Source organism: Streptomyces sp. NPDC059897 (assembly GCF_042730865.1).
Taxonomy (GTDB): Bacteria; Actinomycetota; Actinomycetes; order Streptomycetales; family Streptomycetaceae; genus Streptomyces.
Genome location: NZ_JBHWKQ010000021.1, coordinates 74494 through 86741 on the forward strand (window position 1 = coordinate 74494; position 12248 = coordinate 86741).

Genomic DNA, 12248 nt, shown 5'->3' on the forward strand with positions numbered 1-12248 from the left:
CGCGGGGCTCTGCCCCGGACCCCGCGCCTCAATCGCCGGCGGGGCTGACATTGCCCAGCCTCGCGGGACGGGGCTCGCCGCACCGGCGTTACGGCGTAGCCCCGGAGCGGGGCTCGATTCACCGGCACCGGCACCGGCACCACGGGCCCGTGCCCGTACCCCCGCCTATCTCCCACCCACCCGCCCCCTCCGGGGGCGTCGGCCCCACGGGGCACCACACCCCGCCACAGGCAACCCGCCACCAGACCGGGCTCCCCCCCCACCCATGGCCACCGACCATCACCTTGAACCTCCACACGACACCCCGCCCCTAGCGGTCGACCGCCACCACCTCGGGCCCCCTCCGCCCACACGGCTCCCCACCCACAACGGCCGAGCACCACCGCCTCGAGCACCCCTCCACCCACACGACACCCCACCCATAGCGGTCGACCGCCACCGCCTGGACGCCCCTCCACCCGCACGGCTCCCGACCCGCGACGACCGACCGCCACCGCCGTGGGCCTCCTCCGCCCGTACGGCTCCCCACCCACATCGGCCGACCGCCACCGCCTTGGGCAATCTGCCGCCTTGGGCGGCAGGGTGGGCAAGGCGGCCCCCGGTGCCGCGCGACAGGAACGACGGGCCCTCGCCCCGGCAAGAGCCCCGGCTCCCCGGTACCGCGCGCTCACGCCTACGGGCGCCGACCGCGGCAAGCCCAACCCCGGCGCCGCGCGCCCATGGCCGCAGACGCCACCCCCGGCAACCGCCCCACCCCCGGCCCCGCGCAACCACAACACCCGACCCCGCCCACCCGCACCAACACCCCCACCCCGCCCCACCGCAAATGTGACCTTCGCCGCTCCGGCCGAGGGGGCTTCAAGACTTGGTTACCCGCAAGTAGCATGACGGTATTCGCAGCGCGCCGTCCGCGTACCCGAAACACCGGGACCCCGGACCCGCGCCGCGCGGCAGCGCATTCCCGCACCAGGAGGAGAGCCATCGTGCCTCGTACCGTCAGGGACGTCGTCTTCGTCGACGGCGTCCGCACCCCGTTCGGCAAGGCGGGCCCGAAGGGCATCTACCACGAGACCCGCGCCGACGACCTGGTCGTCAAGTCCATCCGGGAGCTGCTGCGCCGCAACCCGAACCTGGACCCCGCGAAGATCGACGAGGTCGCCGTCGCCGCGACCACGCAGATCGGTGACCAGGGCCTGACCATCGGCCGCACCGCGGGCATCCTCGCGGGCCTGCCGCAGTCGGTCCCCGGCTACTCCATCGACCGCATGTGCGCGGGCGCGCTCACGGCCGTCACCACCACCGCGGGCTCCATCGCCTTCGGCGCGTACGACGCCGTCATCGCGGGCGGTGTCGAGCACATGGGCCGCCACCCCATGGGGGAGGGCGTCGACCCCAACCCCCGCTTCGTATCGGAGAAGCTGGTCGACGAGTCCGCCCTGTTCATGGGCATGACTGCCGAGAACCTGCACGACCGCTACCCGCACATCACCAAGCAGCGCGCCGACGAGTACGCCGTGCGCTCGCAGGAGAAGGCGGCCAAGGCGTACGCGAACGGGAAGATCCAGCAGGACCTCGTCCCGATCTCCGTGCGCAACACCAACTCCGAGGTCGGCGAGACCGGCTGGGGCCTGGTCACGGCCGACGAGCCGATGCGCCCGGGCACCACCCTGGAGAGCCTCGCGGGCCTCAAGACCCCGTTCCGTACGCACGGCCGCGTCACGGCCGGCAACGCGGCCGGTCTCAACGACGGCGCGACGGCCTCGATCATCGCCTCCGAGGACTTCGCCCGCGAGAACAACCTCCCGGTCAAGATGCGCCTCGTCTCCTACGCCTTCGCGGGCGTGGAGCCGGAGGTCATGGGCTACGGCCCGATCCCGGCCACGGAGAAGGCCCTCGCGAAGGCGGACCTCTCCATCGAGGACATCAACCTCTTCGAGATCAACGAGGCGTTCGCCGTCCAGGTCCTGGCCTTCCTGGACCACTACGGCATCGCCGACGACGACGCGCGCGTCAACCAGTACGGCGGCGCCATCGCGTACGGCCACCCGCTCGCCTCCTCCGGCGTCCGTCTGATGACGCAGCTGGCCCGCCAGTTCGAGGAGCAGCCGGAGGTCCGCTACGGCCTCACGACCATGTGCGTCGGCTTCGGCATGGGCGCCACGGTCATCTGGGAGAACCCGCACCACAAGGACGCCGGAGGCGACAAGTGAGCACCACCACCGCTGAGCTCCTGAAGGGCGCGTCCGCGCTCTTCCCCGACGAGGTCGTCACGTCGGCGCACGTACGCCACCTCGACCTGCCGTACGGCGCGGGCAAGTTCGCCCTCATCACGCTGGACAACGGCCTGGACCACACCAAGCCGACCACCTTCGGCCCGGCCTCGCTCGCCAACCTGAACGCGGCGATCGACCAGGTCGAGAAGGAGGCCGCCGAGGGCGACATCGTCGGTGTCGGCGTCACCGGCAAGCCGTTCATCTTCGCGGTCGGCGCCGACCTCAAGGGCGTCGAGCTGCTGAAGAAGCACGACGACGCGCTCGCCATCGGCAAGGGCGGCCACGAGGTCTTCAAGCGCCTCTCGGCCCTCGCCGTTCCCACGTTCGCGTACTACAACGGCGCGGCGATGGGCGGCGGCGTCGAGGTGGGTCTCCACTGCTCGTACCGCACCGTCTCGAAGGCCCTCCCGGCCTTCTCGCTCCCCGAGGTCTTCCTCGGCCTGGTTCCCGGCTGGGGCGGCTGCGCCCTGCTCCCGAACCTGATCGGCGCGGACAAGGCCGTCTCGGTGATCATCGAGAACAGCCTCAACCAGAACAAGCAGCTCAAGGGCAAGCAGGTCTACGAGCTCGGCATCGCGGACGCCCTGTTCGAGGGCGCCGACTTCCTGGAGCAGTCCCTGCTCTGGACCGCTGACGTCCTCAAGGGGAACGTCAAGGTCGAGCGCCCCGACGTCGACCGCGGCGAGGCCTGGGACCAGGCCGTGGCGCGCGGCAAGTTCATCGCCGACAGCAAGGTGCACGGCGCGGCCCCGGCCGCGTACCGCGCCCTTGACATCATCGCGAACGCGAAGTCCGGTGACCTGCAGGCCGGTTTCGACGCCGAGGACCAGGCCCTCGCGGACCTGATCATGGGCGGCGAACTCCGCTCGGGCATCTACGCGTTCAACCTCGTCCAGAAGCGCGCCAAGCGCCCGGCCGGCGCCCCGGACAAGAACCTGGCGCGCCCGGTCACGAAGGTCGGCGTCGTCGGCGCGGGCCTGATGGCCAGCCAGCTCGCCCTCCTCTTCCTCCGCCGCCTGGAGGTCCCGGTCGTCCTCACGGACATCGACCAGGAGCGCGTGGACAAGGGCGTCGGCTACGTCCACGCCGAGATCGAGAAGCTGCTCGGCAAGGGCCGCATCAACCAGGACAAGGCCAACCGCCTGAAGGGCCTGGTCTCCGGTGTCCTGAACAAGGCGGACGGCTTCGCGGACGCCGACTTCATCATCGAGGCGGTCTTCGAGGAGATCGGCGTCAAGCAGCAGGTGTTCGCCGAGGTCGAGGCGGTCGCCCCGGCGCACGCGATCCTGGCGACGAACACCTCCTCCCTCTCCATCACGGAGATGGCGTCGAAGCTGAAGCACCCCGAGCGCGTGGTCGGCTTCCACTTCTTCAACCCGGTCGCGATCCTCCCGCTCCTGGAGATCGTCCGCGGCGAGCAGACGGACGACGCGGCGCTGGCCACGGCGTTCGGCGTCGCCAAGAAGCTGAAGAAGACCGCGGTGCTGGTCAAGGACGCCCCGGCGTTCGTCGTCAACCGCATCCTGACCCGCTTCATGGGCGAGATCCAGAACGTCATCGACGAGGGCACCCCGGTGGCCGTGGCGGAGAAGGCCGTCGAGCCCCTCGGCCTCCCGATGTCCCCGCTGGTCCTCCTGGAGCTGGTCGGCCCGGCCATCGGCCTGCACGTGTCCGAGACCCTTCACACCGCCTTCCCGGACCGCTTCACGGTGTCCCCGAACCTGGCGGCCGTCGTGAAGGCCGGCAAGCGCGGCTTCTACGTCTACGACTCCGGCAAGCCGGAGCTGGACCCGGAGGTCGCCGCGCTCCTGAAGCAGGGCGACGTGGTCCTCTCCGAGGAGCAGGTCCGCGACCGCGTCCTCGACGCGGTGGCCCAGGAGATCGGCCTGATGCTCGACGAGAACGTCGTCGCCGAGGCCCAGGACATCGACCTCTGCCTGATCACCGGCGCCGGCTGGCCCTTCCACCTGGGCGGCATCACGCCGTACCTGGACCGGGCGGGCGTCTCCGAGCGGGTCATCGGGAAGAAGTTCCTGGAGGCCGGGGTGGCTTCGGTCCCCGCGTAACGGTGCGCTTCTGCCAAACGTGACTGTGACGGCTGCCGACGAGTATCTCGTCGGCAGCCGTCACAGTTCTTGGTGCGGGTGGCGGGGGTCTCAGCCCACCTCCCGCCAAGCCTCGAACGCAAGCCCGGGCTCGCCACTCTTCCTCCGTGAGAGACGGAGCCGCCCGGGGCTCCCCGATGCCCAACTCCCCGCCACGACCCGGCCGTCCCTGCCCTGCGCGAACGCGACCCACGCATCCGCCGGCAGCTCCGCCCCCGACTCCGCCCACCAGGCCCCCGCCGACTCCGTCTCGGTGGGATACGCGGCGAAGGCGACCCGCCCGCCGTCCGTGCGCTGAGCCAGCAACGTACAGTCCACACCGTCCAGTTGACACCGCACAACGGACACGGCCCCGGGCCCGGCCGCGTCGAGCACCCGCACGGGCGCCTCGCTCCCGCGCCAGGCACACACGGCACCGTCCTCGTCCGTGAAGAACAGGGTGGTGTGCTCGGCGGACGTGGCGAGGGCGGACAGCGTGCCGGGCCTGGCGGCAGCGGGCTGCGGCTTCTCGTCCCGTACGAGGGGCTGCCCCGCCTTCTCCTGACGCCACCGCAGAATGCCCCCGTCACCGGTGACCGCGTACAGGGTGATCAGCCCCGACTCCCCCGCCACGACGGCGAGTTCCCCGTCCACGCCCTCCCCTTTGAGGTCCCGCCACGGCCCCCAGCCGCCCTTCTCCTCCTGCATCCGCAGGCTCACCCCGCCGCCGTTGTTGCGTACGAAGACGTGGGCACGGCCCTGCGCGTCGACGGCGACGGCGGGCGGCCCGGTGCGGTCGCCCTTCTTGTTCGGGTGACCGATGGGCAGCCAGTCGAGGGCGGCCAGGTGCGGCTGGTAGTGCGTCGAGTGCACGAGCCCGGCCTCACCGGGAACGGTCGGCCGCCAGGCGACGAGGTGCGCGTACCCCTGCCCACTCCGGGCGACGGCCCCGCCCGGATGCACACGCTGCTCGCCACCGACCACGCGGGGCGGTGACCAGGGCCCTTCGGGGTACTCCTCGGCGCGGCAGACGACCGCGCCTTCTTCGGGGTCGTACGCGTATGCACCGAGGACGCCGCCGCGCCCACCGATCAGCCAGTCGCCGTTCACCGCTCCAGCCTATGCCGCGCCCCACGACCGCGGCGTGCGACCCTGGCCCCCATGAACGAAGTACTGGTGGTCGACGGCGCCAACGTCGTGGGTTCCGTTCCCGACGGCTGGTGGCGGGACCGACGGGGCGCGGCCGAGCGGTTGCGGGATCGGCTGGTGGAGCACGCGGAACGGACCGGCTCCGAGGTGATCCTCGTCGTCGAAGGTGCGGCGCGGGGCGTGGAATCGGTGCCGGGGGTGCGGGTGGAGTCGGCGGACGGGAGTGGGGACGACCGCATCGTGGAGATCGTGGCGGGGCTAAGTGGGCAGCCGTGCACCGTCGTGACCGCTGATCGCGAACTCCGAGGACGCGTCGCGGAGTTGGGCGCGCGGTGTGTGGGTCCGCGCACCGTCCGCGGAGAGCGGTAGGCCGCTCACCACCTCGGCATCTCCGGAGCGTGTTCACAGTTCGGGCCGCACGCGCGGCGCGCCGACATTGATGAGTGCAGCCAGCTGTCCTCCGGGACGCCGTGCACCTTGAGTTCCAGGCGGGCCGGTGGGGAGTGGATCGCGCTGAAGACTGCCACGAGGTCCACCGTGTAGGTGCCCGGACGCCAGTCGTGCGGGTGGGTGACGCGCCAAGTGCCGTCGTCCTGGACGGAGGCCTCGGCGATCAGGCGGCCCCGTTCCAGAACCATGACCTTCTCGGCGGGGCGGTGCGCCGTTCCGGAGAAGCGGGGCCGTGGGCCGCTCCACGCCCCCGGACGCGGGCCGATCGGCTCGGGCGGCGCAAGGCGGTCGACGACCTCGAACTCGCACTCCGCTGCTGCGGACACTGTGTTGCCCGCGAGTGCGACGACACTCACCTTGTGCCGGCCCTCCGGCCACTGCACCGCGCGCCGCCACTGCCAGGTGGCGTCCGCCGCGACCCGCGTACCGCCGAGGTACTGGCCTTCCTCGAAGAAGAACAGGTACTCGGCTCCTGCGGGGGCGGTGCCCGTCAACTTGCGTCCCACTCCCACAGGTTCTCCGGGCCCCGGCGTCAGGACCGATGGCGCGGCGGCCGTCTCGGGGTGGGACGTCAGGACCAGGTGCGGGTTCTGGACCGTGAACTCCATCTGTATCGGCGGGGCCTGTCCCGGCGTCAGGGTCCGTGTGTCCACCGTCCCCGGCGGCAGTCCCGGCAAGGCCGCCAGGTCGCTCGCCACCAGACGGGCCGTCTCGCGCGCGCCCAGGTGGTTGAAGTGCGTGGAGTCGATGATCCCCTGCGGGTGGCCGGGGTGTTCTCCGGGGTCCAGCCAGCGGAACAGGCCGCGCGCCCGGGTCGGCCCCAGTTCGGTGAGCAGCCGCGTGGTGGAGGCCGTGAGGTCGACGGCCGGGCAGCCGATCTCCGCGGCGGCCTCCAGGGTCAGCCTGGCGTAACCGTCGTGGGTGTCCACCGGGTGGCCGGCGGCATCGAAGACGCACCGGGCCGAGGGCGTCACCAGGACCGGGACGGCTCCCTCGGCCCGGATGGTCTCGGCGTACAGCCGCAAGTACTCCTTGAACTCCCTCGGCCCGTGGTGTCGATTGAGCTGATTGATGCGCTGTTCCACGTGGCCGAACGAGATGAGCACGAGGTCGCCCGGGCCGACGAGAGTGAGCAGCGCGGCGAAGCGTTCCGTGTAGTAGCCGCGCAAGGTCATCGCGTCGCGCGCGTAGTTGCGGACGTCGCAGTCGGCACCGAGGAACTCGGCGAGGTACTGCCCCCAGCCGGCCAGCGGTGCCTCTTCCTCGGTCCGGGTGGCGGCGACCGAGTTGCCGATGACACAGATCTTTCTCATGGTCTCTTCCAGCTTCCAGCTTCGGGCTCTGGTGACATGCCTCTTGCCTTCGTTCGTGCGTCAGCACGCCTGCCACGGGCCGAGGCCCGCGCGTGGTCCCGGGTCCTCCTGGCGCGCCCAGTGCAGCCGCCCGTCGGCGCCGAGCACGGTGACGACCGCGCGGCCGTGCGCGTCGGCCGCGACGGCCGGGGCGCCGATCATCTGGACGGGGTGGCGGGCCCATTCGGTGGCGCCGCCGTACCGTTCGGTGAGCATCGTGACCGCCGGGCGGTTCAGCTCGTCCCTGCGGGCGACGACGAGGTAGTCGTGGTCCGCCGACTGGAGCCGCACGGCGGCGACGGCACCGGTGCCGCCGTCCTCGCTGAGCCGCTCCACCCGCTGCTCCCACGTCCCATTGGGTCTCTGCTGGTGGCGCATGACGGCGCCGGTGTCCTCCTCCCGGTAGAGCAGGGCGACGCGGCCCCGGCCGATCTGCACGGGCGTCAGGCCGGAGGCGGGGCGCCAGGTCTCCGGCACGCCGGTGACGAGCTGGTCCTCCAGCTTGAAGGGGCCGAAGACCGTTTCCTGGCGCCACCGCACGCCGCCCGTACGGTTCGTGGCGTACACGTCGACGCGACCGGTGGTGCGCAGCACGGTGGCCAGCGCGTCCTGCATCCAGCGCCCGCCGAAGGCCTCCCACGCGGCGAGCCCGTCCTTCGTCTCGCGGCGCATGCTGACACCGACGGAGAAATTCCGCACGAAGACGTGCAGGTGGCCCGCCGGGTCCGCGACCGCAGCCGGCACACCGACCTCGCGGCAGCGGCGCCAGTCCCCCGTCGCCTCGTCGGGGTTGCCGAGGGACTGCCAGGGTCGCACCGCGCCCGAGCTGCTGTCACGCCACATGCGGACGACCTCGATGTCGACGCGACCGCCGTCGCCCGCCGTGCGGCGCAAGCCCACGAGGTGGACGCCGCCGGTGCGGTCGGGCGCGACGGAGAGGCACGGCAACAGCCCGTCGCCGTTCAGTAGCAACGGCCCCTCGAAGCGTCCGGCGCCCGGCGCGGTCTCCGTCCATACGGCGACCTGGTCTCCGAGGACGGCGTAGGCGGCGAGCCTGCCGTCGGTCTGCCGGTGCAGCCAGTCGGTGCCCTGCGGGTAGCGGCTGCGGGTGCTCCAGCCGTAGCGCCGGATGTCGGAGCCGTCGCCGAGCTGGAGGTCGCCGCAGTAGCGGTGCGAGCAGGGGTGGCCGTCGGCGCCCGCGTACACGTCGAGGACGGACTTCTTCAGGGCGTGCGAGCGCTCGCTGAGGTTGCTCGGCCAGGTCTTGTTGCCGTAGCCGGTGAAGTGCTCGACGAGCGGCGGGTGACCGCCCGCGCGCAGGTGGCGGCGGAGCGCCTCGACGGCGAACTGGGCGGTCGCGGTGTGGTCGGCGTGGTCGCTGGAGGTGATGCCGCGGGACTCGTCGTACGCCTCGTGCAGCGGGTCCGGGTCCATGGTCCACATCAGCGTGGGCCGTACGTAGCCGATCAGCTGGGTGAGGGCCGTGATGACCTCTTCCCTGCCCAGGAGTTGGGCCCGGCGCAGCGGGGACTCGGCGGCGACGAGGGTGGGCTGGCGCGTGGCCCGGCCGTCCCACAGGCTCGTCAGGCGGGCCTGTGGCTGGTCGCCGGGGTAGCCGTGGGCGGCGTCCACCATCCGCAGTCCGAGGAAGAAGAGCTGTACGTCGGGTGCCTCGGACAGATAGCAGCGTTCCGCGGCCACGCCGGGGAGCAGCTCGACGGCCTCGCGGACCCAGGGGGCCTCCCGCTTACCGAGGACCATGGTGGCGTAGGCGGCGCGCAGGCCGTTCTGCCGGGCCTCCATGTAGCCCTCGAAGTCGACCGGGTACTGGTCGCGGCGGGCGTCGCGGGTGTCGACATTGCGGCCGTCCGCCTCGGCGGCCGTGAGGTACACGCTAGTGACGCGGTGTCCCGCGGCGAGAAGCCGTTGCAGGTCGGGGTTGACGAAGTACAGGTCGTCGTCGGGGTGGGCGAACACCTGGAACAGAGCGGCTGGCTGCGCTCCTGCGGGCTGGGTCATGGGCGGCGAACCCTCCGGTCGATGGGACGTCGGCGGCGTGCGGTCACAGCGGCCACCCCGCCAGGTAGCCGGCGTGGAAACGCTGATTGCGTACGGAGCCGGCCTCGAACTGGCTGGCCACGGGGAAGTACGACGGCAGGAAGGCGGCCAGGACGGCGTCCTGTTCGTCCTCGCTGACATCACCGTCGTGGAAGTCGTTGAGGCAGAACACGTCGTGGGGGCGCCCCAGTTGGATGCGGGCCAGGCGTTGCTTGTGCTCGCTCAGGCCGACGTTGACGAAGCCGCAGTTGATGGTGCCGGGGGCCGAGCGCTGCGTGTGGTACCCGACGTAGTGGTGCAGCGACGACGCGATGGCCAGGTCGGTGTGGCTGCGGAAGCGGGCGGCGGCGGTGGCGGCGACGGCCTCGGTGAAGTACTGCTCGATGTCGGCGAGGACGCTGCGCCGCAGCGGGTGCGGGGCGTGCAGGAACGAGTGGGCGAGGACCTGTCCGAAGGTGCGGGCGACCAGGCTCCGGTTGTTCTTGGCCGCGCTCATGTTGAACTCGTCGTCGGCGGTGACCGGGCCCATCGGCACGGTCGTCGGGGACATGAAGTGCTTGGCCACGCCGTTGCCGTGGAAGAACATGCTGGGTTGCAGCACCCGGCCGACGAACACGTCGTCGTTGAAGTAGAGGAAGTGTTCGGCGAGTCCGTCGATGCGGTGGAGCTGGCTCTCGATGGCGTGCGAGTTGTACGTCGGCAGCATCGAGGGGTCGGCGAAGATCTCCTGGTGGTCGACGATCCGGATCCGCGGGTGCCGCAGGTCGAGCCAGTCCGGGACCTGCTGGTCGGTGACGATGTGGATGGTGCGGATCCACGGTGCGTACATGTCGATGGAGCGCAGCGAGTAGCGCAGCTCGTCGCGGTTGCGGAAGCGGGCGGCGCTGCTCGCGGCGTCCTCGGTGTGCATGCCGAGGGCGTGCATCACGGCGTGCTTGCGCTCCAGCCAGTTGATGTCGCCGCCGTTGACCCAGGTGTAGACGGCATCGACGGGGAAAGTGACGTCGCCGTGGAGGGTGTGGGCGAAGGCCTCGACGGTGGGATAGGTGCGGCCGCCGAGCACCATGTCGTGCAGCCGCATGGCGCTGGTGGGGATCCGGTCACCGACCATGGTGCGGGCCGGGGAGACCATCGTCCGCGGGTCGTCCGGATCGCCCTCCCAGAAGTTGACGGTGCATCCGTAGACACCGGCGAGGCGCAGGGTGCGGCTTCGGCTGACGGCGTTTTGGTAGACGCGCACGGCGGCGCACGGCTGGTCGCCGTACCGTTCCGCGAAGGCGGCGAGCACGGTGGCGGTGGGTTTCTGCTGCTCGTTGAGCAGCGCTACGTAGATGCCGGATCCGCCGTGCACGGCGGTCAGGGCCTTGAAGACGGCTTCCCGGTGCGAGGTGTGGACGGCGACCGCGTGCCGCACGTTGCTGTCCCGGGTGACGAAGTACGGGATCTGCGCGTACTCCAGGGCGTTCGCGGTGAGCGCCAGGTTGTGCTGGACGACGTCCCAGGGGGATTCGCTCTCCAGCCACCGGCAGAGTTGGCCGCCGTCGCGCACGAGGCCGCGGTCGCCGCGCAGCAGCCGGTCCTCCAGTGCGCGCTGTTCCCGGGTGGCCACGGTGGTGGCCGGCGCGGGGGCCGCGGGCCTGAGCATGCCCTCCTGGCCGCTCATCAGGGAGTGCACGGCCTGCCGCTCCGCCTTGCGGGAGGCGCGGGCCCCGGAAGAGCGTTCAGCCTCCAGCTCGGCGAAGATCTTCTCCCACTTGGCGGTGACGACCGGCGGGGCGAGGCGTTCGACGGAGGCGGCGGCCTCGGCGCCCATGTGGTGGCGCAGAGCTGGGTCCTCGATGAGCCGGATGATCGCCTGCGCGGCTGCGGTGGTGTCGTCGGCGGGTACGAGGATGCCGGTGCGCCCGTCGAGGATGACCTCACGGGGGCCGTTGGGGCAGTCGTAGGAGACGACGGGGACGCCGGCCGCCTGGGCCTCGGTGAGGACGAGGGGGAACGCCTCGTTGCGTGAGGTCATCAGAGCGATGCTGGCCTTGGCCCACTCCTCTGCGAGGTGCGGTGAGTTGCCGTTGAGCTGGACGCAGTCGTGCAGGCCGAGCACGTCGATCTGGCGTCGCAGCTGTCCGGCGAGCGGGCCGTCGCCGAAGACCCGCAGCGTCCAGGTCGGGTGCACGCGGGCGACGAGGTCCCAGATGTTGATCGCGTGGTCGATCTGCTTCTCCCCCACGAGCCGGCCCGCGATCACGACGGTCCTGGTCTCCAGGGTGGAGCGCGGTCGGAAGCCGCGCGGCAGCGCGTTGGGCACGACGTCGATACGGGGCGCGCTCGCGCCGAGGGTCTCCGCGAACCAGTCGCGGGTGCGGTTGCTGAGCACGGCGAGGGCGTCGAGCCGGGACGCGTAGCGCAGCAGGGGTTCGGCGCTGGGGCCGCGCAGTTCGGAGACGCGGTGTTCCTGGTGGAGCGTCATCACGTGCGAGGGGGCGAGCTGCACCGCGAGCGCCATCAGCGCCGGTGTGGTGGTGATCAGCAGGTCGGTGTCGGTGTGTTCGAGGGCGTACTCGAGCTCCAGGTCGGTGAGCCGGTTGAAGGCGGCTTCCCAGGACGGGTCGACCAGGCCGCTCGGCCGGTCGGCGACCTGTGCCCACGCCTCGGGGGCGAGGGTGGTGGCGCGGGTGGGAACGGGCGCGGTCCCGGTCTGGTCGATGAGGTAGTCGACGCGGATGCGCTCGTCGATGGGGAAGAACAGCTGCGGCTGGGTCTTGAGGATGCTCAGGACCCGCACGTCGTGGTGCGCGACGAGTTCGGCGGCCTGGTTGAACACGGCTCGCTCGGTGCCGCCCACCGCGTCGGCGGTGAGCAGAAGGAAAGTGATCTTCATGGTG

7 protein-coding genes are annotated in these 12248 nt (G+C 71.4%); 3 read left to right on the forward strand and 4 right to left on the reverse strand.

Features of this window, described 5'->3' with window-relative positions; genetic code table 11:
- Window positions 1–983: 983 nt before the first annotated feature.
- Entirely contained in the window at window positions 984–2210 is a 1227-nt protein-coding gene (locus ACFV9W_RS23160) for a thiolase family protein (protein ID WP_385763842.1), read from the forward strand.
- Window positions 2207–4339, forward strand: a complete 2133-nt coding sequence (locus tag ACFV9W_RS23165) for a 3-hydroxyacyl-CoA dehydrogenase NAD-binding domain-containing protein (RefSeq protein ID WP_385763844.1) — start codon at window positions 2207–2209, stop codon at window positions 4337–4339. Before ACFV9W_RS23160 ends, ACFV9W_RS23165 begins: the two co-directional genes overlap by 4 nt.
- 90 nt (window positions 4340–4429) lie before the next feature.
- Here ACFV9W_RS23165 and ACFV9W_RS23170 read toward each other — a convergent pair whose 3' ends face one another.
- Window positions 4430–5467: a hypothetical protein gene (locus ACFV9W_RS23170; protein WP_385763846.1), complete on the reverse strand. Its 1038-nt coding sequence runs from the start codon at window positions 5465–5467 to the stop codon at window positions 4430–4432.
- A 51-nt stretch (window positions 5468–5518) separates the two neighbouring features.
- On the opposite strand from ACFV9W_RS23170, the gene ACFV9W_RS23175 reads away from it, so the two are divergent.
- The gene (locus ACFV9W_RS23175; protein ID WP_385763848.1) at window positions 5519–5875 is read left to right on the forward strand and encodes an NTP pyrophosphohydrolase; all 357 of its coding nucleotides are present in this window, start codon (window positions 5519–5521) and stop codon (window positions 5873–5875) included.
- Window positions 5876–5880: 5 nt separating this feature from the next.
- Here the strand turns inward: ACFV9W_RS23175 and ACFV9W_RS23180 are convergent, their stop codons facing one another.
- From ACFV9W_RS23180 to ACFV9W_RS23190, 3 genes are read right to left on the reverse strand one after another with little or no spacing between them, the layout of a single operon-like run.
- On the reverse strand, window positions 5881–7269 hold the full coding sequence (locus ACFV9W_RS23180) for a GDSL-type esterase/lipase family protein (protein ID WP_385763850.1): 1389 nt from the start codon (window positions 7267–7269) through the stop codon (window positions 5881–5883).
- Between the two features lie 60 nt (window positions 7270–7329).
- Window positions 7330–9327 carry a PIG-L family deacetylase gene (locus tag ACFV9W_RS23185; protein WP_385763852.1) on the reverse strand — a complete coding sequence of 666 codons (1998 nt, stop codon included), beginning with the start codon at window positions 9325–9327 and terminating at the stop codon, window positions 7330–7332.
- Between the two features lie 43 nt (window positions 9328–9370).
- Window positions 9371–12244 carry a stealth conserved region 3 domain-containing protein gene (locus ACFV9W_RS23190; protein WP_385763854.1) on the reverse strand — a complete coding sequence of 958 codons (2874 nt, stop codon included), beginning with the start codon at window positions 12242–12244 and terminating at the stop codon, window positions 9371–9373.
- Between the last annotated feature and the right edge of the window lie 4 nt (window positions 12245–12248).